We start from the raw sequence: 24,534 nt of genomic DNA on the forward strand, positions 1-24,534 counted from the left end.
CGGCCACGCGGCCGCTGGCTCAGCCCTTCACCGGGCCATTCCTCTGCATGAAATCGAAATCGCAGCCCTCGTCGGCCTGCAGGATGGTCTCGTTGAACAGCCAAGCGTAGCCGCGCCGTGGTTCCTCAGGCGCAGCCGCCGGCTTCAAGGCGGCGCGACGCCGCTCCAGCTCGGCCGCATCGACCAGCAGCTCAATGCTGCGCCTGGCCACATCGAGGCGGATCATGTCGCCGTTCTGCACCAGCGCCAGCGGCCCGCCGACGGCGGATTCCGGGGTGACATGCAGCACGATGGTGCCGAACGCGGTGCCGCTCATGCGCGCATCGGAAATGCGCACCATGTCCTTGATGCCGCCGCGCGCGAGCTTCTTCGGAATCGGCAGATAGCCGGCTTCCGGCATGCCCGGCGCACCTTTGGGGCCGGCATTGCGCAGCACCAGCACGTCGTCGGCGGTGACGTCGAGATCGGGATCGTCGACCCGCAAGGTCATGTCCTCGACGGATTCGAACACGACCGCCCGCCCAGTGTGCTGCAACAGCTTCGGGCTCGCGGCCGACTGCTTGATCACCGCGCCGCGCGGGGCGAGATTGCCGTGCAGGATGGCGAGGCCGCCCTCCTTCTTGATCGGATTATTGCGCGGGCGGATCGCATCCTGGCCTGGCACGTCCTCCGCATTCGCCGCGACATCGCGCAGCGTCTGGCCGGTGATGGTCTTGGCATCGAGATCGATGAGATCGCCGAGCTGGGCCAGCAGCTTCGGCACGCCGCCGGCGTGGTGGAAGTGCTCCATGTAATGCTCGCCGGACGGCTTGAGATCGACCAGCACCGGCACCTCGCGGCCGATCTGGTCGAACGCTTCGAGATCGAGCCGGTGCGGCGAGCGGTGCGCCATCGCGGTCAGATGGATCAGGCCGTTGGTCGAGCCGCCGATCGCCTGGAGCACGACCTGCGCGTTCTTGAAAGAGGCGGGCGTGAGCAACTCGCTCGGCTTCGGCCCCTTGGTCTTGGCCATCTCGGCGGCAACCCGGCCGCTCGCCTCGGCGAGACGAAAGCGCTCGGCATGCGGCGCCGGGATCGTCGCGCTCATCGGCAGCGACAGGCCCATCGCCTCGATCATGCAGGCCATGGTCGAGGCCGTTCCCATCACCATGCAGGTGCCGACCGATGGCGCGAGACGGCCGTTCACCGCCTCGATCTCGGCATCGTCCATGTCGCCGGCGCGATATTTCGCCCAGAGTCGGCGGCAATCGGTGCAGGCGCCCAGGACCTCGCCCCTATGATGACCGACCACCATGGGACCGACCGGAATGACCACCGTCGGCAGGTCGGCGCTGATCGCCGCCATCACCTGCGCCGGCAGCGTCTTGTCGCAGCCGCCGATCACGATCACCGCATCCATCGGCTGGGCGCGGATCATCTCCTCGGTATCCATCGCCATCAGATTGCGCAGGTACATCGAGGTCGGATGCGCAAAACTCTCGGCGATCGAGATGGTCGGGAACACGAACGGCATGGCCCCCGACAGCATCACGCCGCGCTTGGCGGCCTCGATGATCTGCGGGACGTTGCCGTGGCAGGGATTGTAGTCGCTATAGGTGTTGGTGATGCCGACGATCGGGCGCTCCAGCGCGTCGTCGGAATAGCCCATCGCCTTGATGAACGCCTTGCGCAGGAACAGTGAGAAGCCGGCGTCGCCATAGCTCGTCAAACCCTTGCGCAAGCCACTCGTCATCATGCCACTCCTTCTAGCTTACCATCGTGGTACAGCGCGCTCCTCGATTGTCAATAAGGTCGGCCGATAGCGTCGCACTTTGCGGCTCCGGGCACCGCTTGGCACACGAACGGATTGCGAGCGAGGCCGGGCGCTAGCGGCAAACTTTTGCTGCAGGTATCCATCACGGAACGCCGCTGCCCCGGCCGCGTTGGAAGGCCAAGCATTGGCCTCGGTCTTGCTTCAGACACGGCAGGTGGGAGTCTCTCGGGGCATGTCACGTCCTACGAGAGGGCTGACCGAGCAGGTTGAACAATGAGGGTCTGCGAGCGATGCGGGCCGGTTTGTTCATCGCTTTGATTGCAGCAGCCTACTTCGGCGGGCAGGTCCAGGATTGTTTCGCGCAAAAGCGCCCACCCGCTTCTCCGAGCGAATCCACGAAAGTGTCTCCAAGAAAGGAAGGCACCCCCAGGAAGGAGACGGGGCGATCTGCGGACCCGTATACGGTCGGCTTCGTAACCGGTACGCCGCAATGCACTGAATTCGCGCTCGCTCAGGACATTGCGACCACGCTCGCCGGCGGCCAGGAGACCGGTCCTCAGGGCCAGGTCGCATTGCGGGTCCTGCCTATGGTGGGAAACGGCGGTGTCCGCAACGTCCTTGATGTGCTCACCCTCGCAGGCGCCGACGTGGCGATCGCGCCCGTCGTTCTGGTCGACCGGCTCCGGGAGACAAGGACCTTCGGGGATATTTCTGACAGGCTGACCTACATTGCCGCGCTCCATATCGAAGAGTTCCATCTTCTCGCGCGGGCGGAGATCGGAAGCCTGACGGAACTTTCGGGAAAGAGAGTCAATCTCGGGGACGACGACAGTGCCGGCGCCATCCTCGGCCGCGAAGTGTTGAACCGTCTGGGCATCAAGATCAGCGAGTCGAACTTGGGACCGGAGGCCGCGCTGGATGGTCTGAGGAAGGGAGATCTCTCCGCTGCTTTACTGGTGTCAGGAAAACCGGTCAGCTTCCTGACGCAGGTCTCGCAACTCGACAATATTCACCTCCTGCCAATCCCCTACTTCAAGGAGCTGCTGCAACAAGATTATCTGCCATCGACGCTCCGCCATAAGGACTACCCGAATATGATCGCCGCCGAAGCAGGCGTCGACACGATCGCGATCAAATCCGCACTCTTCGTCTACAACTGGCCGCGCGGCAGCGAGCGATTTCAGTTGCTGGAATTCTTCGTCGAGACATTGTTCACGCGCTTTCCTGAATTCCTAGCGGGCGCACATCACCCCAAATGGCGCGAGGTGAACCTGGCCGTGCAGCTTCCCGGATGGCGACGATTCCGACCGGCAGAGCGCTGGCTCCAGCAGCAATCCGGCGGCGAGGCCGCGCTTCGCAAGGCGTTCGGCCGGTTCCTCGAAGGAAAGCCGACCGCCAATCCGCCAGACCGCGAAGAGTTATTCCAGGAATTCCTGCGCTGGCGAGAACGCAATCCAGATAAGTGAGCAAGTTTTGGCAGGCAAATGTCGGGAGGTGTCGATGCGCAACGCGCTTGTGAGCGCAGCTTTGGCTGCGCTGCTCGCCCTGATCGCCGACGTGAGGCATTCTGCCGCCCAATTTGCTCCCTTCTTTTTTCCGCCAACGCCGCAGACACTCGCACCGGCGACCGCGCCACCGGCCGACAAAACCGAGCGAATCAGGACAGCCCCTCACCGAAGCACCAAGCCGCACAGGAAGCGCGAAATCGTTCGTTCGCCGCCCAATCAGCGGAAAGTCGCCGAGAAAGATGGATACAAGCGGGTCAGCGATCTCGTGAACTTCCCAAAGTTCTTTCCGGGCCTCGGCATCATTTTCGTGAAGCCCGACACGTTACCGCTGGGGCCGTTCCTGTGCTTCGATCGCAGGGATCGTCTGGTGGCGACCGTGTACATGGTCCCGAACAAGGACATCGACGACCACAAATCGTTGGAGGGAGCGGGGTCCGCCGCGCCGATTGACCACGTCAGCCTCTACTTCAATGCGGGTCACCCCGGAGTGGACGTGCCGCATTATCATGTGGTGCTCTGGCATGTGACCAAGAAACAGGAAGCGCGCGTTGCAAAATGACGTGCAACCCGCCGATCGGATCGGGCCTCAGCTTAGTCCTGCTCGGCCATCGCGTGCCCCGCGATGGATCAGCCGGCAGGCGCCTTGAAATCGTATGAGATGCGCCCAGCCGGGAGGTAGAACAGTGCAATGACTGCGCCGCCCCTGACTTCAGGATAGTGCCTGCTACCCGGATCAGGCGCAGTCCAGCCGGCTCCCTGCCAACCCTGTAATCCCTTCAGCTCCGCGCCCTTGTTCAAGGGCACCACGAGGTTGAGCTCGCCATAGGGATGGCCGTGATATTGGCCCCGCAACACGTCGTGATCGTCTTCGTCCTTGAAGCGGCGCGGATCGGCGCTGTTCATGTACACGGCGGTGATGCTGAACTGGAACGTTTCGGCCGTCGGCTCCAGGATGCGGCTGCGCCGGTAATTGGGGCCGTCCACTTCCTGATTTGCCGCCCATCCTTCCTCGACCCCGACCTTGATCAGGCGAGCAAGATCCTGATAGAGCGCGCTCTCCTCGCCATATCTCTCGTTGAGCCATCGCTCCATCTCGGCGCCGGGAGTCATGTCCTTGACCTCCCGGAGGAATGGAATGCTGCACTGGATCAGTTCTTCCCGGCTGTCCATCGTGATCTCCTCTTCCAACTTCAATCCTCAAAACCAAGAAACGTCGCGAACTCGTCGATATCCGCCCGCGGCATCAGCCTGCCCTGCTCCTGACGCCTGCCCCTACCGACCGAGATGCCGCACACCACCATCTGCTCCGCCGGAATCGACAACAGCGGGCGCAGGATCCGGTGGTATTTTGCGAAGGTTTCCTGCGGGCACGACTGGAGCCCGCGCCCGGCTGCCGCGAGCATGACGTTCTGAATGAACATTCCGAGGTCGAGCCAGCTTCCGACCTCCAGCCGACGGTCGATGGTCACGATCAATCCCACGGGCGCACCGAAGAACGTGTAATTCTTCGCCGTCTGCCTGCTCCTTCCCTCGGAATCGGTTTGGTCGATCCCAAGCGAGCCATAGAACAGTCGGCCGAACTCCTGTCGCCGTTTGAGATACAGACCCGGTAAATCGCTGGCGTAGTATTTGTACTCTGAGACGTGCTCGTCACGAGCGGTCTCGTGCGCCTCCAGCAGCGCCGCCGACACCCTGCCCTTCACCTTCCCCGTCAGTACGTAGACGTGCCAGGGCTGGATGTTCGCCCCGCTCGGCGCGAACCGCGCGGTACGGAGGATTTGCTCGACCGTTCGTCGCGCCACCGGAGCGTTGCAGAACTCGCGGCATGCAAACCGGCCGGTGAGGATCTCGTCGATCGGGCTTCGCACCACGACGCGCCCCATGTCTGTGGTCATCACGGCTTCTTCAGGAGCGGACATCCTCCGTCCTTCATCGGCCTGAAGGCTTCTTCTCCGGGAATGGTCGCAAGCAGTTCGTAATAGTCGAACCTATACTTCGATTCCTGCGGCGACTTGACCCGGAACAGATACATGTCGCGGATCAGTCTGCCGTCTTCGCGGATCCGGCCGTTCTTCGTCATGAAGTCGTTCACGGGCATGTCGCGCATCTTGGCGGCAACGGCAGGCCCATCCAGCGTGCCCGCCGCCTCGACTGCCTTCAGGTAATGCATCACCGCGCCATAGGTGCCGGCATGGATCATGGTCGGGACCTTCTGGGTCTTCTCGATGAATCGCTTCGACCATGCTCGCGTCTCGTCGTTCATGTCCCAGTAGAATGCCGAGCTCAGCATCAAACCTTGGGCATTCTGCAATCCAAGACTGTGAATGTCCGCGATGAACACGATCAGGCCGGCAAGCTTCTGCTCACGCGTGATCCCGAATTCGCCGGCCTGCTTGACCGCATTGATGAAATCACCTCCAGCGTTCGCCAGTGCAATCACATCCGCTTTCGAAGACTGCGCCTGGAGCAGGAATGAGGAGAAATCCGGTGTGTTGATCGGATGCTTGACGGCGCCATTGACCTTGCCACTGGTCGCATCGATCACCTTGCGGCTGTCGGCTTCGAGCTGCGTACCGAGTGAATAGTCAGCCGAGAGAAAGAACCAGGTCTTCGCGCCAAGACGAGCGATCGCCTTCGTTGTGCCCTGCGACAAGGCATAGGTGTCGTAAGTCCAGTGAATGCCGGTCGTCGAGCATTCGTCTCCAGTCAAGCGCGAGGTCGCGGCACCGGTCGCGAGAAACACCTTCTTCTTGTCACGAGTAATGCCTTGAACCGCGAGCGCGACGGCCGAGTTTGGGACGTCGAGGATGACCTCCACGCCTTCGTTCTCGATCCACCGCCGTGCGATCGCCGATCCCACGTCGGCCTTGTTCTGGTGGTCGCCGGCGACAATCTGAACAGGGCGCCCCAAAACCTTGCCCTTGAAATCGTCGACAGCCATTTGCGCCGCAACCACCGAGCCTTGTCCGCCATTGTCGGCATAGAGCGAGGACATGTCGGTCAGCACCCCGAGCTTGACCGGGCCCTCCTGGGCAATTGCGGCGGTTGTGAACACGACCGAAGCTAGTATCGCAACGACTGCTTTGCTCTTACCCATCGTCGCGGTCGATCGCATGGCTCACCTCCTTCAAAGACGGCGACCGGATAATGCCGGGTTCGGTCTCTTGCGGAAGTGAAACTCTTGCAGATTGATCCTGAACGCCTTTCAGTTTGCCGGGAGTGCGCTCAGGTCTGGTTCGGCCGCTTGCATCGGTTGCATCCGCGGCGTTCCTGACCTTAACTTGTCGTCATCGCGGTGCGCCGTCAGCCATCAATCGGATTCTCATCGTGTCGGTTTCATTCAAGACATTGGACCTGAACCTGCTCAAAGTGTTCGACGCTGTCATGGAAGAAAGGAGCGTATTGCGCGCCAGCCAGAAAGTTGCACTCAGCCAGTCGGCCGTAAGCCATTCGCTCGCCCGGCTCAGAGAGATGCTGGAGGACGAACTTTTCGTGCGCACCGCCGCGGGCATGCAACCGACGGCGCGGGCCTTGACGATGGCTCCCCAAATTCGCGAGGCGCTGCGTGTGCTCGAGGCCGCCGTGGAATTGCCGACCTTCATTCCGGCGACGTCAACCAAGCAGTTCACGCTGGCCGCCAATGACTTCACCACGATGGCGCTGGCATCGCCTCTGCTGAAGTTATTGGGGCGCGAGGCGCCCCACATTGACCTGAACATCAAGCCGGTCACGCGGATCGATCTTGCCGAGCAGATCGATCTCGGGCGCATCGATGTTGCGATCGGCGTCTTCTCGCTTCCGCCGGGCCGATTCCGCTCTTCGCTGCTCTTCGAATATGATGACGTGCTGATCGTCGATAAAAAACGCAAGCTCGGTCGGCTGGACAAGGCGATGCTCGCACGGCTGCCGCTGGTGGTCGTCTCCTTCGGTGGAGAGCAGGAAGGCGCCATCGGCGGCTTCATCTCCGAGCGCGGACTGGCGCGGCGCTCGGAAATGTACGACCGCGACGCGCTCGAGCGGGCACTCGCCGAGAGCGACCGGCCGCCGCGGATGGCGGTGTCATTGCCGCATTTTCTTGCCGTCCCCGGACTGCTTGGGGACTCCGAACTGGCGGCCATCGTCCCGCGCCCGCTTGCGAAAGCACTGGCGCAGAACTATCCAATCGCGACGTACGAGCTGCCCTACACCGCTACCCCGCTGGAGGTCCGGTTGCTATGGCACGAGCGCGTCGACGGCGAACCCTCGCACGATTGGCTCCATGACGTCCTTAGACGTGCGGCTGAGAACCTTAGACGTGGAGGCTAGCATGACATTGCGAACGCAGCGGTCGCGGAAAGACGCTAGATTGCTTCGCTATGCTCGCAATGACATATGATGAGGCTCGATTACCGCTTATTCCAGTCGATGATCCGGCTCGGGTCGGCGTCGAACTCCATGCTGCAGAACGCGCCGCCCTGGAAGTAATCGCCTACTGGATCCGGCTTCAACTTGGCCTGTTCGGCCATCGCGTGCTCGCGGAAATCCTCGGCGCGTCCCGTGGGGCGGTAGCCGAGTTCGTAGGCGCGACTGTTGTCCCACCAGGCGCGCTCGTTGAGGGAGGCGCCGTAGAAGATTTCGAAATGGATGCCGGGATGCTCGAGCCCGATGCGGCAGAGCTGCACGAGGTCGTCGGGCTTGAGCCAGATCGAGAGCCGGCGCTGGTCAAGCGGCATGTCGCCGAAATTGCCGATGCGCAGGCACGTCACCTTCAACCCGTGCTTGTCGGCGTAGAGCGCGCCGACGGCCTCGCCGAACACCTTGCTGACGCCATAGCGGCCGTCGGGGCGCGGCGTGACGTCGGTGCCGATCTTGTGGTGCCGCGGATAGAAGCCGACGGCGTGGTTCGACGAGGCGAACACCACGCGCTTGACGCCCTTGCGATACGCGGCCTCGAACAGATTGTAGCCGCCGATGATGTTGGCCTGGAGGATTTGATCCCAGGTGCCTTCGACCGAATAGCCGCCGAAATGGATGATGCCGTCGACGCCCTCGCAAATCGCCTCGCACTGCGCGAGATCGGCGAGGTCCGCCGCCTTGAATTTTTCGTTCCCTCCAAGATCGGCCGGCGGCTTGATGTCGGAGAGCAGGAGATCCGGATAGATCGGCGGCAGCAGTTTTCGCAGGCTCGTGCCGATTCCGCCCGAAGCTCCCGTCATCAAGATGCGCATGTCGTTCCCCGTCGTTGCAACCGATTTGCGGCCGTAGATATCTGATGCTAGCAGACTTGGACAGAGGGAACGCAACAACGAGAACCGCACATGAACGATGCATCGTCCCATAACCAAGGCTGGCGCCCGGCGACCTATTACCCTGATCCCGCGATAAAAGCACTGGATCCCCGCTTCGAAAAATACTGGCTGAAGCTTTCGGCGGTGGAGCGGCTGGCGACCGGCCTGCGCTGGGCCGAGGGTCCGGTGTGGTTCGGCGATGGGCGTTATCTGCTCTGCAGCGACATTCCGAACCAGCGCATCCTCAAATGGGAGGAAGAAACTGGCGCGGTCAGCGTGTTCCGCAAACCTTCCAATTTCGCCAACGGCAACACCAGGGATCGCCAGGGCCGGCTGATCACCTGTGAACATGGCGGCCGCCGCGTGGTGCGCACCGAATATGACGGCAGCATCACCGTGCTGATGGATCAATTCAACGGCAAGCGGTTGAACTCGCCGAACGATGTCGTTGTTAAATCGGACGGCTCGATCTGGTTCACCGATCCGACCTTCGGCCTGCTCGGCAACTACGAGGGCTACAAGGCGGAGCCCGAGATCGAGCCGAACGTCTATCGGCTCGATCCCGCGACCGGCAAGGCGACCATCGTCGCCGAGGGTGTGCTGGGGCCGAACGGGCTGTGCTTCTCGCCCGACGAGAAGATCCTGTACGTGGTGGAATCGCGTGGGGTGCCGAACCGCAAGATCCTCGCCTATGACGTCTCGCCTGAGGGCACTGCGATCTCCAACAAGCGCGTTCACATCGATGCCGGCCCGGGCACGCCCGACGGCATGCGCTGCGACATCGACGGCAATCTCTGGTGCGGCTGGGGCATGGGCGATCCCGAGCTCGACGGTGTGGTCGTGTTCGCGCCCGACGGTGTCATGATTGGCCGCATCGCCCTGCCCGAACGCTGCGCCAATCTCTGCTTCGGCGGCGTCAAGCGCAACCGCCTGTTCATGGCCGCGAGCCAGTCGATCTACGCGCTCTATGTGAACACGCAAGGTGCGTTGGGGGGATAGCGCCGGTGCCGCAGCGCGATAGCGCAATCCGGGAAAGTGTCCCCGCATTACGCTTCGCTTCATGCGGGCTACGAAAAAACGCCGGAGCGGTTGCCCGCTCCGGCGTCATGTTCGTTCACGCACTAAAATTTACGCCGCGTTGAAGCCGGCGACGGCCTTCACTTCGAGGAAGTCCTCGAGGCCGTACTTGCCCCATTCACGGCCGTTGCCCGACTGCTTGTAGCCGCCGAACGGCGCGGTCCGGTCATTGGGCACGCCCTGGAGGTTGACGTTGCCGGCGCGAATCTGGCGCGCGACGCGCTTGGCATCATCGACCGTCGGGCCCGAGACGTAGCCGGCAAGTCCGTACGGCGTGTCGTTGGCGATCTGCACGGCGTCGGCCTCGTCCTTGGCGCCGAGGATGGTCAGCACCGGTCCGAAGATTTCCTCGCGTGCGATCGTCATCTCGGGGGTAACGTCGGCGAAGATGGTCGGACGGACATAGAAGCCCTTGTTGACGCCTTCGGGCAGGCCCGGCCCGCCGGCGACGAGCGTTGCGCCCTCGTCGATGCCCTTCTTGATCAAGGCCTGAATCTTGTCCCACTGGCCGCGATTGACGACCGGGCCGATGGTGGTGCCTTCGCCGCGCGGATCGCCGGCCTTGGTCTTGTCGGCGACCGCCTTCGCGATCGCGGCGACTTCCTTCATCTTCGACAGCGGCACGATCATGCGCGAAGGCGCATTGCAGGACTGGCCGGAGTTGTTGAACATGTGCATCACGCCGCCGGTCACCGCCTTCTGCAGGTCGGCGCCTTCGAGGATCACGTTCGGCGACTTGCCGCCGAGCTCCTGGCTGACGCGCTTCACGGTGGGAGCAGCGCGCTTCGCCACGTCGACGCCGGCGCGGGTCGAGCCGGTGAAGGAGATCATGTCGATATCAGGATGCTCGCTCATGGCGGCGCCGACCTCGGGGCCGAGACCGTTGACGAGATTGAACACGCCCTTCGGCACGCCGGCTTCATGCAGAATCTCCGCGAAGATCAGCGCCGAAGTAGGCGTGAACTCCGACGGCTTCAGGATCATGGTGCAGCCGGCGGCGAGCGCGGGCGCGACCTTGCAGGCGATCTGGTTGAGCGGCCAGTTCCAGGGGGTGATCATACCGACCACGCCGATCGGCTCGCGCAGCACCATGGCGGTGCCGACCGGCTCCTCGAAATGATAGTTCTTGAGCACGTCGAGCGTGGTCATGAGATGGCCGAGGCCGGCGCCGGCCTGGAGCTTCTCCGCCATCGGCAGCGGCGCGCCCATCTCGTCGGAGACGGCGGCGCCGATCTCCTTGAGGCGACCCTTGTAGACCTCGATGATCTTGGTGAGCAGCGCGACGCGCTCCTCGCGGCTGGTCTGGGAGAACGTTGCAAAGGCGCGCTTGGCGGCGGCAACGGCCTTGTCGACATCGGCCTTGGAGCCCAGCGCAACCTCATACATCGCCTCTTCCGTCGCGGGATTGACCACGGCGGTGGACTTCTTGACGGCGGGATCGACCCAGGCGCCGTCGATGTAGAATTGCATGCGATTGACCATCGTTAACCTCTTCTTGGGGCTTGGAGGGGGCGTTTCGGCAGGCATCCTTGCACGAAAGCGCCGGCAGTTGAACCCGCCATATGCGGGGCCAGCGTTGCGGCGAGCGGAGGTTATATGAGCCGATGGCGGGAACGAGGCAAGCGCGGCTCTGGGTCCCGGCTCAGCGTCGCGACATTTCATGTCGCGCCTTGTCCGGGACACGAGATTTTGCCGAGGCGATCCACCCTCGTGCCCCGGACGCAGCGCAGCACTTCTTCAGTAACGCGCTGCAGAGCCGAGGCCCATGCGACTGGTTACCTCGACTACACCGCCATCTTCCGATGCAGCACCGGCGCGCCGGTGGTGAGGCTTTCCGCCGCATCGATGATCGCATTCGCATCGATGCCGTGGCGCCGATACAGGTCCGCGATGCTGCCGGTCTGCCCGAACTGCTCGACGCCGAGGGCCTCGACGCGATGGCCGCGAACGCTGCCGAGCCAGCCGAGCGCGGAGGGATGGCCGTCGATCACGGTGACGATGCCGCAGTCGCGCGGCAGCGGCGCCAGCAGCTTTTCGATGTGGCTGAGATGCTGCACGCCGCGACGGTCGCGCCGCAATTTTCGCGCGGCGGTCCAGCCCGAATGGAGGCGGTCGGCCGAGGTGATCGCGAGCAGGCCGACGTCGCGGCGACTCTCGCCGATGAAGCCGGTGGCCTCGATCGCTTCGGGCGCGACCGCGCCGGTATAGGCGATCACGACCTCGGCATTCGGGCCCGGCTTGCGCAGCCAGTAGGCGCCGTCGGTGATGCCCTGCCTCAGCTCCGGCGTCATGATCCGCTGCGCCTGCTCGATACTGCGCGTGGAGAGGCGCAAATAGATCGAGCCGCCCTCGCCCGGATCGCGCTGCATGTGATCAAAGCCGAAAGCCATGATCACGGCGAGCTCGTCGACGAAGGCCGGCTCGAACGAGGCGAGCCCATCCTGCGCCATGCCGATCAAGGGCGTTGCGATCGACTGGTGCGCGCCGCCCTCGGGTGCGAGCGTGATGCCGGACGGCGTCGCCGCCACCATGAAGCGCGCATCCTGGTAGCAGGCATAGTTCAGCGCATCGAGGCCGCGTTCGATGAAGGGATCGTAGAGCGTGCCGACCGGCAGCAGCCGCTCGCCGTTGATCTGGTGCGACAGGCCGAGCGCGGAGAGCATGATGAAGAGGTTCATCTCGGCGATGCCGAGCTCGAGATGCTGGCCCTTGGGCGAAGCGTCCCAATTGTATGTGGATGGAATTTTCTCGCTGCGGAATAAATCCGCCTTCTCGGCGCGCGCGAACAGGCCGCGCCGGTTCACCCACGGGCCGAGATTGGTGGAGACGGTCACGTCGGGCGAGGTCGTGACGATGCGCTTTGCCAATTCGCTGTCACTGCGCGCGATCTCGTTGAGCACGAGGCCAAAGCCCTGCTGGGTCGACATTTGCGGCGACGGCTTGAAGGCGAGCTGCGCGGGCACCTCGACGACGGGAGCCGTCAGCCGGCGGCCATCCTGGTTGAACGGCACCCGTGCGAGGAAAGCTTCGAGCTCGGCCGCATCCTGCGTCAGCCCTTCGAACTTGTCCCATTCATGGCCGGGCCGGATGTTCTGGCTGTCGCGGTACTTCTCCATCTGCGTGACCGTCATCAGGCCGGCGTGGTTGTCCTTGTGGCCCTGGAACGGCAAGCCGACGCCCTTGATGGTGTAGGCGATGAAGCAGACGGGGCGATCGTGATCGATGGAGTCGAACGCCTCCAGCATGCTCGCCATGTCATGGCCGCCGAGATTCGACATCAGCGCCAGCAGCTCCTCGTCGCTGCGCTTGTCGATCAGTTTGGTGATCGGGCCCTGGTCGCCGATCTCGTCATGCAGATGTTTTCTGAAGGCAGCACCGCCCTGGAAGCACAGCGCCGCATAGAGCGCGTTCGGGCAATTGTCGATCCAGCGCTTGAGCGCCTCGCCGCCTGCTTCCGCAAATGCCTCGCGCATCAGGCGGCCATATTTCACGATCACCACGTCCCAGCCGAAATTGCGGAACATGGTCTCGAACTTTTCCCAGAGCCCTTCGCGCACGACGGCGTCGAGCGACTGGCGGTTATAGTCGACTACCCACCATGTGTTGCGCAGGCCGTGCTTCCAGCCCTCGGCAAGCGCTTCGAAGATGTTGCCCTCGTCCATCTCGGCATCGCCGACCAGCGCGATCATCCGCCCCTCGCGGCGATCCTTCATCCAGCCGTGTGCCTTGACGTAGTCCTGCACGAGCGAAGAGAACAGCGTCTGCGCGACGCCGAGGCCGACCGAGCCGGTGGAGAAATCGACGTCGTCGACGTCCTTCGTGCGCGAGGGATAGGACTGCGCGCCCTTGAAGCCGCGAAAATTCTCCAGCTTCTCGCGGCTCTGCCGGCCGAACAGATACTGGATGGCGTGGAACACCGGGCTCGCATGCGGCTTCACCGCGACGCGGTCCTCGGGACGAAGCACGTGGAAGTACAGCGCCGACATGATGGTCGCGAGCGAGGCGGATGAGGCCTGGTGTCCACCGACCTTGAGCCCATCGGCATTGGGGCGGATGTGATTGGCGTGGTGGATGGTCCAGGACGACAGCCACAGCGCCTTGCGGGCGAGCGCGGTCAGGGTGTCGAGACGGGTGGGGTCAACGGGCATGGCGATGCTCCGGGAAATAAGCACCGATCATACGCCTACGAGCCAAGCCAAACTTCTCAATTTTTCGCGCCATACCCGCCGATCTTGGGATATTTTACCAATGTAGTGCCAAAAGATACAGGTTCCATCCCAATGCCCGAGCTCGACGCCATCGACCGCAAGATCCTCAGCCACCTTCAGAACGACAGCCGCCTCACGATGCAGGAGCTCGCCGACAAGGTCGGGCTCTCGGTCTCGCCCTGCCACCGCCGGGTCAAACTGCTGGAGGAGCGCGGCGTCATCTCTCGCTACGTCGCGACGGTGGATCAGAAGGCGCTGGGGCTGCATGTCAGCGTCTTCATCTCGATCAAGCTGGCGCGGCAGAAGGAGGAGGATCTCAACCGCTTCGCGCGCGCGATCTCGAAATGGGATGAGGTCTTGGAGTGCTATCTGATGACGGGCAATCGCGACTATCTGCTGCGCGTCGTCGCTGCCGACCTCGCCTCCTACGAGACATTCCTGAAGACCAAGCTGACCCGGCTCGACGGCATCGCCTCGATCGAATCGAGCTTTGCACTGAGCCAGGTGAAGTATTCGATCGCGCTGCCGGTATGACGTTGATGCTAGCAAACCGAATGGCAGTCGAGCGACGCGCTCGGTTAACCTCTCCCGCTCTTGTCCGCCGAAGCCTTGGCGAAGGCGGATGCGGGAGAGGTCGGCGCGTAGCGCCGGGTGAGGGCTTTCTCCTCTAGAGGATTACCCCGATGCGAGACACCCTCTCCCCGACCCTGCCCCGCAAGCGGGGGAGGGAGCGCACTGCCGCCGCGACTGCACCATCACCGCCACGGCTGCACGATGATCTTGGTGTGGGCTTCAGGGTTGGCGAGATCGGCGAATGCCTTGGCGACGCCGTCGAGGCCGACTTGCCCCGTCACCATCGCAGCCGCATCCACCTGCCCTTCCGCGATCAGGCGCAGTGACGCCGCAAACTCCTCCGGCGTGTAGCCGAGCACGTACTGGACGTTGAGTTCCTTCATGATGCCGAGCATGGGCTCGTTTCTGTCGCTCTCCATGCAGACGCCGACCACGACGATGCGCGCATCACGCGGAGCCCCCTCGAACACCTGCTGGAGCAGGCCTGGCACGCCGACGCATTCGAAGATGATCGCAGGTTTCAGCGCCGGCAGCATAGCCTGGAACGGCGGCCGCGCCGCCTTCTCGGCGTCTGACATCTGCGCGTGCTCGGCCCAGGTCGCATAAGGCTGCGACACCCTGGGATCGACCACGACGTCCGCGCCGAGCTTTGCCGCGAGCGCGCGGCGCGTGGGCGAATAGTCTGCGGCGATGATCGGGTGCAGCCCCTTGAGCTTCAGCGCGGCGATCACCGCGAGCCCGACCGGGCCGCAGCCGATCACGAGCGGCACCTCGCCGCCTCGAATGTTGGCCTTGGCGACGGAGTGAACGCCGACCGCCAGCGGCTCGGTGAGCGCGGCGTGCTCCGGCGCAAGACCGTTAGGCACTTCGAGCAGCAGCGCTTCGCTGAGCAGCATCGCCTCGGCATAGCCGCCGATATTGTCGTTGGAATAGCCGATGCCCTCGACACCCGCAGGTGTCACCAGCGCAGGCAGCGAGCAGACGCGTGTACCCGGCTTAAGCTTGCGCGCTGTGCCGGAGCCGTAGTCGACGATCTCGCAACAGAACTCATGGCCGAACACGACGTCGCGGCTGAGGTCCATCGGCTTGCGGCCAGTCTTCTTCGCCATCTCCACCATGCGATGGGCGTGCTGGCGCGCGTGCAGATCGGAGCCGCAGATGCCGCAGGCGAGCGTCTTGACCACCACCAGCCCGTTGCCGGGTTTCGGCTCGGCCATCTGACCAACGACAATCTCACCGTTCCTGAAGATCGCGGCGCGCATCCGGCTCCTCCCGTATCGTTTGGAGCGTTGATACCACGACGCGGAGTGCGCGAACTTGCGTCAGGCGTTCGGCGAACGCTCTTCCAGCACCAGCAGCTGGGCGCGGCGGACGCGCTCGCGATGGGCGATGTAGAGACCGCTGGCGACGATGAAGGCCGCGCCGACGATGGTCCAGATGCTCGGCACCTCGCCGAAGATGAAGAAGCCGAGAATGCTGACCCACAACAATTGCGAGTAGGAGAACGGCGCCAGCACCGAGGCATCGCCGTAGCGATAGGCGAGCACGACGATCCACTGGCCGGCGGTCGAGGCAACGCCGATGAAGATGCCGAGTGCGATCGCGGTCCAGGACGGCGTCACCCAGACGAAAGGCACGATTGCGGTGAGGATCGCAAGGCCGGTCAGCGAGGAATAGGCCATGGTGGTGACGACGGCCTCGCGGCCGCTCATCATCCGCGTCAGGATCAGCGTGCCGGCCCAGCAGGCCGCCGAGACGACGGGGAAGAACGCCGCCGGATGAAACGCGCTGGTGCCCGGCCGCAGGATGATCAGCACGCCGACGAGCCCGAGCGCGGTCGCGAACCAGCGGCGCATGCCGACCTTCTCGCCGAGGAAGACGATCGAGAGCGCAGTGACGAACAGCGGCGCCACGAAGCCGGTGGCGGAAGCTTCCGCGATCGGCAGGAAGCCGAGGCCCGTAATGAAGAACAGCGAAGAGCCGAGCAGCACCGCGCCGCGCATCACGTGCAATCCGAGACGCTCGGTGCGCATCGCGTAGTACGGCGAGGACCGCAGCATCACCGGCGTGAAGATCAGCGCGAAGGTGAGAAAGCGGATCCAGGTGATCTCGATCGAAGGCAGGCTGGTCGAGAGATATTTCGCGGCGGTGTCGGAGCAGCCGAGAAACACCGTCGAAAGCAGGATCAGTGCGATGCCCTTGAAGGGATGATCGACGCGCGCAGGCGCGCGGCGAGCCTGCTGCTTCTTCTCCGGCACAGGCATGGGAATACTGTCGAGCCTTGCGGCTGCGGCGGGCGGCGGTGTCACGGCTGGAACCCGGGCAAAATGCGAATCGAGAACACACGTAAAAAACGACAAATGCGCCGCGTTCACAACTTCCGAAAACAGGATGCCGATATGCGCAAGCCGCCGCGCGCGTCAATGCTCCGTTAATAATGCCCGTTTGTGCGCTACAACATGGGCAGGCTGCGCGGCTTCGGACCGCGCGGAAACGCCGCATCGAGCGCCGAAATCTCGTCTTTCGTCAGCACGAGATCCCCTGCTGCCGCGTTTTCGCCAGCGTGTTCCGCAGACGAGGCTTTCGGGATCGCGAACACCGTAGTCGCACGGGTGAGGAAGCTCAGCGCGACCTGACGTGGCGTCGCGCGACGCGCCTCCGCGATTCGCGCCAGCACGGCGCCGCCCTTGCTGCTGCTTGCGGGGAAATCGTCGTGACCGAACGGCGAATAGGCGACGACGGCAACGCCATGCTGCTCGCACCATGGGATCACCGCATGCTCGATCGCGCGTTCCTTGAGATGATAGAGCACCTGATTGCAGGCGATCCGGCCCTCGCCCGCAACGTCGAGGATTTCGTCGAGATCGTCCGCGTCAAAGTTGGAGACGCCCCATGACCTGATCTTGCCTGATTTCACCAGTTCCTCGAATGCGGCGACGGTGTCTTCCAGAGGATAGGAACCGCGCCAGTGCAGGAGATAACAGTCGAGCCGGTCGGTCTTGAGCCGCTTCAGCGAGCGCTCGCAGGCGGCGATGGTGCCGCGGCGCGAGGCGTTGCTCGGCAGCACTTTTGAAACGAGGAACACCTCATCGCGCCGGCCTGCAATCGCATCCGCAATGACGAGCTCGGCATCGCCATACATTTCGGCGGTGTCGATGTGAGTCATGCCGAGATCGAGCCCGCGCTGAAGCGCCGCGATCGCGCGCTTGCGGTCGCCGTGGTCGAGATACCAGGTGCCCTGCCCGATGACCGAGACGTTGGCGCCGGTCTTGCCGAAAGGCTTTGTGTTCATGCTTATTCCTTCAGATGCCCTAGAGACCGCCGATATCCGCCACCAGCACGCTGCCGGTCGAGGACTCCGTGATATAGAGCCGATCCTTGTTTTCGCCACCAATTGCCACATTGGTGCAATTCGGTCCCGCGCAGGACTTGATCCGCGCGATCAGTTCCCCGTTTGGCGCGAACACAAAGACATGGCCAAGCGAAGCGTGGCCGACGAACAGCCGGCCCTTGGCATCCATGGTCATGCCATCGGGGCCGCTGGTGCCGAACAGCGAGCAGAAGCGACCGACCTTCGACACGCTGCCATCCTTCATGAACGGCAGCCGCCACACCGCGTTGTCGCGCGTCATGGCGACGAACAGCACGGTCTCGGTCGGATCGAGCACGAGGCCGTTCGGGCTGATGCCGGTGTCGATCAGGCAATCGAGCCGACCATTCGATGCGAGGCGATAGACCCGGCCGCTGGGATCATGCAGGCCAGTCTGGCCCTGATCGGTGAAATAGATGTCGCCGTTGGAGGCGAGATGCAGGTCGTTGCAGCCGCGGAACGATTCCGAGTTGCGCGCGGTTAGGATGGGCTTGATGCGGCCGGCTCTGGCATCGAGCTCCATGATGCCGTGCATGTAGTCGGCCACCAGGATGCGGCCGTCGGCCGCGATCTTTAGCCCGTTCGGCCAGCCCTCATATTCGATTACGAGCGACCATTCGCCATCGGGCGCGATACGGAAGATGCGACCGAAGGGAATGTCGACGATGTAGAGATAGCCGTCCCGGTCGAATGAAGGGCCTTCGATGAAGCTGTCGGTCGCAATACCCGGGCGGTTGGCGTCAGCCCAGTCGGTCCGCACACCCTTGTGGCGGAATTTGTCGGGCATCGCGGAGAAGAGCCTGGTCTCGATCAGGCGCGGCGGCGTTTCCAGATACATCATGATGGTTTTGTGATTGTTGCGGGGGGAGCGTGGTAACATAAGGCACAATCGATGGCGCGTCGATTGGTGCGGGCGGCGTGGCTTCGCACCAGCCCATACCGCGTGTCCCGGACGCGCTGCAAACGCGCAAGCGTTGCGGCGCAGAGCCGGGACCCAGAAAGTGGCGCAACTCGTTGCAAGATGGGCCCCGGCTCTGCAGCGCACCGTCGAAGGGACGCTGCGCTGCGTCCGGGGCACGAGACCATGGTTCTCGCACGCACCTGCATCAACACCGTCATTGCGAGCGTAGCGAAGCAATCCAGAATCCCGCCACGGAGAGACTCTGGATTGCTTCGCTACGCTCGCAATGACGATAGAAAGAGCTGGGCCTACCCCACCGTGCCCGCGACCTTGGCCTCTTTCACCGCCACTTCCGTCGCCGCGATCAGACGCTTCAGCTCGGGGATGCAGGAGCCGCAATTGGTACCGGCCTTGAGCTTGGCGCCGATCTCGGCGGCAGTGCGTGCGCCGCCAGCGATGGTGTCACAGATGGTGCCGCGGCCGACGCCGAAGCAGGCGCAGACGATCGGGCCGGTCGAGGCAGCGCCTTCGCTGGACTTGCCCGATAGCAGCATGCGGCGCTGATCGTCAGTGACGTGGTCGGCGACGAACAGGCTCTTGACCACCTCCCAATCGCCGGCGTCGTGCGCGGGGCCGACGAACAGGCAGGTGTCGATGCGGTCGCCCGCGAACGAGGCCGCACGATAGACGCCGCCCCCGAAATCGCGATATTCGGCAACGTCTTCGCCCCCGACGTTCTCGAGCCAGGCGGGCCAGCGCGAAAGATCTGCGTTGTCGGCGAAGAGATAACCGAAGCCGCCGGCGACGGTGACGCGGGTCCATAACAGGTTTGACGGCAGGTCGAGCTGCTTGCGCGACAGCGCAAACCCGCGAAACACGAATTCATACGGCGCGATTGCGGCCGGCGTCGCCTTCGATTCCGGCTGCCCGGAGAACGGATCGGTGAAGGACTGCACCAGCGCACCGACGCGGCCATGCGAGGTGTTCATCGCGCTCCAATGGATCGGCACGAACAGAGCGCCGCGCTGCTGCCGTTCGCTGACGACGACCTTCAGGATGCACTGGCCGTAATCGGTGGTGATCCGGGCATAGCCGTCGTGGGCGACGCCGTATTTGCGGGCGTCGTCGGGATGGATCTCGACAAACGGCTCGGGCAGATGCGCGCCCAGCCGCTGGCTGAGACCCGTGCGCGTCATGGTGTGCCATTGGTCGCGGATGCGCCCGGTGTTGAGCCGCAAGGGGCGCGCCGGACCCGTCTCGCCGCGCAGCGCCGGCACCTCTGGCGCGACGAAGCGGCCCTTGCCGTCATTGGTGAAGAAGCCGCCTTGCGCGAAGAACCGCTCGCCGGGCATGCCGCCTTCCCGCACCGGCCACTGCACCGGCCTCAACGCGTCGAAGGCTTCGTCCGACAGCGAGGTCAGCGCGCCGATGTCGAAATCACGGCTGCCGTCGTTCTCGAAGGCCGAGAGCGCGGCATGCTCGCGGAAAATGTCCGCGGCCGATTTGTAGTTGAAACTGTCGCCGAAGCCGAGACGCTTTGCGGTCTCGCTCAGGATCCACCAATCGGGGCGCGCCTCGCCCGGCGCCGGCAGGAACGAGCGCTGGCGCGAGATGCGACGCTCGGAATTGGTCACCGTGCCCGACTTCTCGCCCCAAGCCAGCGCCGGCAGCAGCACGTGCGGGCCGGCCTCGACGGTGTCGTTGGAGAGCACGTTCTCGGAGACGACGAACAGCTCGAGCTTCTTCAAGGCATCGCGAACCATGTCGGCATCGGGCAGCGACACCGCCGGGTTGGTGCCCATCACCCATAGCGCCTTGACCTCGCCGCGGTTGATCGCCTCGAACAATTGCACCGCCTTCAGCCCCTCATGGGTGGCAATGCGTGGCGCCTTCCAGAACCGCCTGACACGATCGATGTCGGGCGGCGTGAAACCCATATGGGCGGCGAGCATATTGGCGAGGCCGCCGACCTCGCGGCCGCCCATCGCGTTGGGCTGGCCGGTGAGCGAGAACGGCGAGGCGCCCGGCTTGCCGATGCGCCCCGTCGCAAGGTGGCAGTTCAGGATGGCATTGACCTTGTCGGTACCTTGCGCCGACTGGTTGACCCCTTGCGAATAGAGCGTGACGACCTTCGCGGTGTCACGGAACATCTTGAAGAAGGTGGCGACGTCCTGCTCGGACAGGCCCGTGGCGAGCGCGGTCGCGGTGACGCTGCCGGCGATGTTGCGAGCGCGTGCCAGTGCGTCGTCGAAACCGCTGGTGTTCAGCGCGATATAGTCCTGGTCCAGCGCGCCGTTGTCGGCGAGATGCACGAAGAGGCCGGAGAACAGCGCGGCGTCGGTGCCGGGCTTGAGGCCGAGGAACAGGTCGACGTCGCTGGCGGTGTCGGTGCGGCGCGGATCGATCACGATCATGCGCGCGCCGCGCTCCCCACGGTTCTTCAGCATGCGCTGGAACAGCACGGGATGGCACCAGGCCGCGTTCGAGCCGACGAAGACGAGCAAGTCAGCCTGGTCGAGATCCTCGTAGCAGCCGGGCACGGTGTCGGCGCCGAAAGCACGGCGGTGGCCGGCAACCGAGGACGACATGCACAGCCGCGAGTTGGTATCCACGTTCGCCGTGCCGACAAAGCCCTTCATCAGCTTGTTGGCAACGTAATAGTCCTCGGTGAGGAGCTGGCCGGAGAGATAGAAGGCGACCGCATCGGCGCCGTCGCGCGCCACGATGTGCTGCATGCGATGGGCGACGTGATCGAGCGCATCGCTCCAGGCGACCCGCTCCAGCACGCCCTTGCAGCGGATCATGGGATAGAGCAGCCGGCTTTCGAGCCCGACGGTCTCACCGAGCGCCGAGCCCTTGGAGCACAGCCGGCCGAAATTGGCGGGATGCTCAGGGTCGCCCGCGATCGCCGCGCCGCCCTTGCCGTCCGGCGTCGCCAGCACGCCGCAACCGACGCCGCAATAGGGACAGGTCGTCTTGGTGGTGCGGAGATTTGGATCGATCGCCGTCATATCAAGCCGCTTTCGAAGGCAGCGCCAGCGCGCGGCCGAACATCATGTCGGTGCGAATCGCCGCGACCTTGTCGCGATTGCGGATCAGCTCGAGGTACCAGAGCGCATCGACGGTATCGCCGATCAGCACCGCACCGGTGAGCCGGCCGTCGGCGATGACGAGCTTCTTGTAAGTGCCGCGCCGGCGGTCCGACAGCACGAGGCTCTCGCTGCCCTCCCCGCCCATGAAGTCGCCGGCGGAGAACACGCTGACGCCGGAGACCTTGAGGTTGGTCGAGACCACGCTGCCCTGATAGGCGGCGGGCCGGCCGGCGAGATGCCGCGCCAGCACGCGCGCCTGCTCATAGGCGGGCTCGACCAGGCCGTAGCACGTGCCACGATGCTCGGCGCATTCGCCGAGCGCGAAGATGTCGGACGAGGAGGTCTGCATGACGTCGTTGACCACGACGCCGCGATTGACCGCAATCCCCGCCTCTTTCGCCAGCGCGACGTTCGGCTTGATGCCGGCAGCGAAGATCACGGCGTCGGCCTCGATGCGGCTGCCGTCGGCGAGCTCGACGGCCTGGACATGACCGTCGCCGTGGATGCACTTCGTGCTGGCGTCGAGCAGGATGCGGATGCCCTTGCGCTCGACCAACGTCTTGAGCAGGTCGGCCGCGGGCGCATCGAGCTGGCGCTCCATCAGCCGATCCATGAGATGCAGCAGCGTCACGGGGGCACCGGCCTTGGCGAGGCCGTAAGCAGCCTCGAGTCCGAGCAGTCCGCCACCAATCACGACGACGCGCTTCTTCGCCGCAGCCAGCGTCAAGAGCAGGTCGACATCGCGCGTATCGCGAAAGGTGTGCACGCCGGCGAGATCGGCGCCCGGCACGTTGAGCCGCAGCGGCGTCGAGCCGGTCGCGAGCACCAGCTTGGAATACTCCATGCTCTCTTCGCCCGCGATCTTCAGCTCGCGGCGGCCGGTGTCGATCTCGGTGACGCGATAGCCGTAGCGCACCGTGACGCCGCGATGACGCCACCAGTCCGCCGGCCTGAGCTCGATCTCGTGCGAGCCGGTCTCGCCGGCCAGCACGGAGGAGAGCAGCACGCGGTTGTAAGCGAGCCGCGGTTCTTCACCGATCACGGCGACCGCGTAGCGGCCGAGCGCGGTCTTGGCGAGCTCGTCGACCAGACGCGCGGCCGCCATACCGTTACCGACGATGACCAGCGGTTCACTCATGGCAATTCCTTATTCCATGGTCTGCAGTGGAGCTTCTCCCCGCGTACGGGGAGAAGCGAGATTCATACCAAATGTTACACTCTTGCTTCGGCGAGACTCGACGCGCCTTCACCCTGCGGGCTGCGACGCAGGTAGAACCACCAGGTCAGAGCGAGGCAGGAGGCATAGAAGGCGAGATAGATCGCGAGCGCGAGCTGCGGCCCGCCCGTCATGGCAATCGACTTGCCGAACCCGGTCGGGATCAGATAGCCGCCGACCGCGCCGATCGCGCCGATGAAGCCGACCGCCGCGCCGCTCTCGATGCTCGCCGTCTTCAGGGCAGCCGCACGCGCGACATCGCCCTTGCCGCGCACCTTGAACAGGTTCTCCTCGCGGAAGATCGAGGGGATCATGCGGTAGGTCGAGCCGTTGCCGATGCCCGTCGTCACGAACAGGATCAGGAACATCGACAGGAAGCCGATAAAATCCTTCTGCCCGACGAAGTAGAGCACGCCGACCGTGGCGCCCGCCATCACGATGAAATTCCAGAAGGTGATGATCGAGCCGCCGATCCGGTCTGCGAGCCAGCCGCCGAGCGGACGCGACAGCGAGCCGACCAGCGGACCGAGGAAGGCGATCGAGATCGTCACGGCGGGGAACTGCGTCTTGATCAGCAGCGGGAACGCGGCGGAGTAGCCGATGAAGGACCCGAAGGTGCCGATATAGAGATACGCCATGATCCAGGTGTGCTTGCGCTTGACGATCGCGAGCTGGTTCTTCACCGACGATTTCGCCGTGGTGAGATTGTTCATGAAGAACACGGCGCCGAACACCGCGATCGCGATCGGCAGCACCCACATCAGGCCGGCATTCTGCAGGAAGATGCCGTCGACAGGCGTTGCCTGGAACAGGTTGAAGACGGCGAGCGTCATCAGGATCGGGGTCAGGAGCTGCACGCTGGAGACACCGATATTGCCGCCGGCGGCGTTGAGGCCGAGCGCCCATCCCTTCATCCGGTCGGGAAAGAAGAAGGAGATGTTGGTCATGCTGGAGGCGAAATTGCCGCCGCCGAGACCGGCGGTCGAGGCGATCAGCAGCATCAGCCAGAACGGCGTGTCGGGCTGGCTCACGAAATAGGCAAGCGACAGGGTCGGAATGAACAGGATCGCCGCGCTGAAGATGGTCCAGTTGCGGCCGCCGAAGGTCGTGACTGCGAAGGTATAGGGAAAGCGCATCAACGCGCCGATCAGGCCCGGCACGGCGACGAGCTGGAACAGCTGGTCGGTGCTGTAGTGGAAGCCGGCCTGCGGCAGCTTGGTGGTGACGATGCTCCAGATCAGCCAGACCGAGAAGCCGATATGTTCGGCCACGATCGACCAGATCAGGTTGCGCCGGGCGATCGTCTTGCCGGTCGCATTCCAGAACGCCTCATCTTCGGGGCGCCAGTCTGAAATCCAGCTGGAGTTCAGAGTCGGATTCTTCGTCATTGAGTATCCCTTCTAGGCTCACCGCTGCGTCGTTGCAGGCTTAGCCTCCGGCCACGGAGGCACGCTCCGAGGCTTCACCCCGGTGGCGAGTTCACGATGCTGATTGATGATGTTGAGGGACGTCGTCGTTGGCGTCGCGCAAGCACGTTTCAATTTCCGTGCCAATTGCGCGCACGCTGGA

The 24,534-nt window shown here is 64.0% G+C and carries 19 protein-coding genes; 5 read left to right on the top strand and 14 right to left on the bottom strand.

All coding sequences use genetic code 11. The features are described 5' to 3' along the window. Positions 1-19 precede the first annotated feature (19 nt). Positions 20-1,732 carry an IlvD/Edd family dehydratase gene (locus tag P6U29_RS29280; protein ID WP_407113838.1) on the bottom strand — a complete coding sequence of 571 codons (1,713 nt, stop codon included), beginning with the start codon at positions 1,730-1,732 and terminating at the stop codon, positions 20-22. Between the two features lie 311 nt (positions 1,733-2,043). On the opposite strand from P6U29_RS29280, the gene P6U29_RS29285 reads away from it, so the two are divergent. Both P6U29_RS29285 and P6U29_RS29290 read left to right on the top strand, forming a co-directional pair. Then, entirely contained in the window at positions 2,044-3,219 is a 1,176-nt protein-coding gene (locus P6U29_RS29285; protein WP_407113839.1) for a TAXI family TRAP transporter solute-binding subunit, read from the top strand. A 34-nt stretch (positions 3,220-3,253) separates the two neighbouring features. Beyond that, positions 3,254-3,820: a hypothetical protein gene (locus P6U29_RS29290; protein WP_407113840.1), complete on the top strand. Its 567-nt coding sequence runs from the start codon at positions 3,254-3,256 to the stop codon at positions 3,818-3,820. A gap of 68 nt (positions 3,821-3,888) precedes the next feature. On the opposite strand, the gene P6U29_RS29295 is transcribed toward P6U29_RS29290, so the two are convergent. From P6U29_RS29295 to P6U29_RS29305, 3 genes are read right to left on the bottom strand one after another with little or no spacing between them, the layout of a single operon-like run. Continuing rightward, positions 3,889-4,431, bottom strand: a complete 543-nt coding sequence (locus tag P6U29_RS29295) for a DUF4863 family protein (RefSeq protein WP_407113841.1) — start codon at positions 4,429-4,431, stop codon at positions 3,889-3,891. 20 nt (positions 4,432-4,451) lie between these two features. Further along, positions 4,452-5,144 carry a nitroreductase gene (locus tag P6U29_RS29300; protein WP_407113842.1) on the bottom strand — a complete coding sequence of 231 codons (693 nt, stop codon included), beginning with the start codon at positions 5,142-5,144 and terminating at the stop codon, positions 4,452-4,454. Between the two features lie 11 nt (positions 5,145-5,155). Continuing rightward, positions 5,156-6,376, bottom strand: coding sequence for an ABC transporter substrate-binding protein (locus P6U29_RS29305; RefSeq protein WP_407113843.1), 1,221 nt, complete (start codon positions 6,374-6,376; stop codon positions 5,156-5,158). A 233-nt stretch (positions 6,377-6,609) separates the two neighbouring features. Between P6U29_RS29305 and P6U29_RS29310 the strand changes: the two genes are divergently transcribed. Continuing rightward, on the top strand, positions 6,610-7,566 hold the full coding sequence (locus tag P6U29_RS29310) for a LysR family transcriptional regulator (RefSeq protein WP_407113844.1): 957 nt from the start codon (positions 6,610-6,612) through the stop codon (positions 7,564-7,566). 80 nt (positions 7,567-7,646) lie between these two features. On the opposite strand, the gene P6U29_RS29315 is transcribed toward P6U29_RS29310, so the two are convergent. Further along, on the bottom strand, positions 7,647-8,468 hold the full coding sequence (locus tag P6U29_RS29315; RefSeq protein WP_407113845.1) for an NAD-dependent epimerase/dehydratase family protein: 822 nt from the start codon (positions 8,466-8,468) through the stop codon (positions 7,647-7,649). 90 nt (positions 8,469-8,558) lie between these two features. On the opposite strand from P6U29_RS29315, the gene P6U29_RS29320 reads away from it, so the two are divergent. After that, positions 8,559-9,527: an SMP-30/gluconolactonase/LRE family protein gene (locus tag P6U29_RS29320; protein WP_407113846.1), complete on the top strand. Its 969-nt coding sequence runs from the start codon at positions 8,559-8,561 to the stop codon at positions 9,525-9,527. 129 nt (positions 9,528-9,656) lie between these two features. Here P6U29_RS29320 and P6U29_RS29325 read toward each other — a convergent pair whose 3' ends face one another. Both P6U29_RS29325 and P6U29_RS29330 read right to left on the bottom strand, forming a co-directional pair. Continuing rightward, on the bottom strand, positions 9,657-11,087 hold the full coding sequence (locus P6U29_RS29325; RefSeq protein ID WP_407113847.1) for an aldehyde dehydrogenase family protein: 1,431 nt from the start codon (positions 11,085-11,087) through the stop codon (positions 9,657-9,659). Positions 11,088-11,389: 302 nt separating this feature from the next. Further along, positions 11,390-13,753, bottom strand: a complete 2,364-nt coding sequence (locus P6U29_RS29330; RefSeq protein ID WP_407113848.1) for a transketolase — start codon at positions 13,751-13,753, stop codon at positions 11,390-11,392. A 132-nt stretch (positions 13,754-13,885) separates the two neighbouring features. Here P6U29_RS29330 and P6U29_RS29335 point away from each other — a divergent pair, with 132 nt between their 5' ends. Continuing rightward, complete coding sequence (locus P6U29_RS29335) at positions 13,886-14,347, top strand: Lrp/AsnC family transcriptional regulator (RefSeq protein ID WP_027571162.1); 462 nt, start codon at positions 13,886-13,888, stop codon at positions 14,345-14,347. 221 nt (positions 14,348-14,568) lie between these two features. Here P6U29_RS29335 and P6U29_RS29340 read toward each other — a convergent pair whose 3' ends face one another. The 7 genes from P6U29_RS29340 to P6U29_RS29370 all read right to left on the bottom strand — a co-directional run bounded on the left by P6U29_RS29340 (position 14,569) and on the right by P6U29_RS29370 (position 24,353). Then, positions 14,569-15,648, bottom strand: a complete 1,080-nt coding sequence (locus P6U29_RS29340; protein WP_407113849.1) for a zinc-binding dehydrogenase — start codon at positions 15,646-15,648, stop codon at positions 14,569-14,571. A 60-nt stretch (positions 15,649-15,708) separates the two neighbouring features. Then, complete coding sequence (locus P6U29_RS29345) at positions 15,709-16,650, bottom strand: DMT family transporter (protein WP_407119445.1); 942 nt, start codon at positions 16,648-16,650, stop codon at positions 15,709-15,711. A 188-nt stretch (positions 16,651-16,838) separates the two neighbouring features. Then, positions 16,839-17,678, bottom strand: a complete 840-nt coding sequence (locus tag P6U29_RS29350) for an aldo/keto reductase (protein ID WP_407113850.1) — start codon at positions 17,676-17,678, stop codon at positions 16,839-16,841. A gap of 19 nt (positions 17,679-17,697) precedes the next feature. Further along, positions 17,698-18,594: an SMP-30/gluconolactonase/LRE family protein gene (locus tag P6U29_RS29355; RefSeq protein ID WP_407119446.1), complete on the bottom strand. Its 897-nt coding sequence runs from the start codon at positions 18,592-18,594 to the stop codon at positions 17,698-17,700. 371 nt (positions 18,595-18,965) lie between these two features. Further along, positions 18,966-21,668 (bottom strand): molybdopterin-dependent oxidoreductase, encoded by a 2,703-nt coding sequence (locus P6U29_RS29360; protein ID WP_407113851.1) that lies wholly within the window; start codon positions 21,666-21,668, stop codon positions 18,966-18,968. Between the two features lies 1 nt (position 21,669). Further along, positions 21,670-22,887, bottom strand: coding sequence for an NAD(P)/FAD-dependent oxidoreductase (locus P6U29_RS29365; RefSeq protein WP_407113852.1), 1,218 nt, complete (start codon positions 22,885-22,887; stop codon positions 21,670-21,672). A gap of 74 nt (positions 22,888-22,961) precedes the next feature. Continuing rightward, entirely contained in the window at positions 22,962-24,353 is a 1,392-nt protein-coding gene (locus P6U29_RS29370) for an MFS transporter (RefSeq protein ID WP_407113853.1), read from the bottom strand. Between the last annotated feature and the right edge of the window lie 181 nt (positions 24,354-24,534).

The organism is Bradyrhizobium sp. LMG 9283 (genome assembly GCF_045571415.1).
Classification (GTDB): Bacteria; Pseudomonadota; Alphaproteobacteria; order Rhizobiales; family Xanthobacteraceae; genus Bradyrhizobium.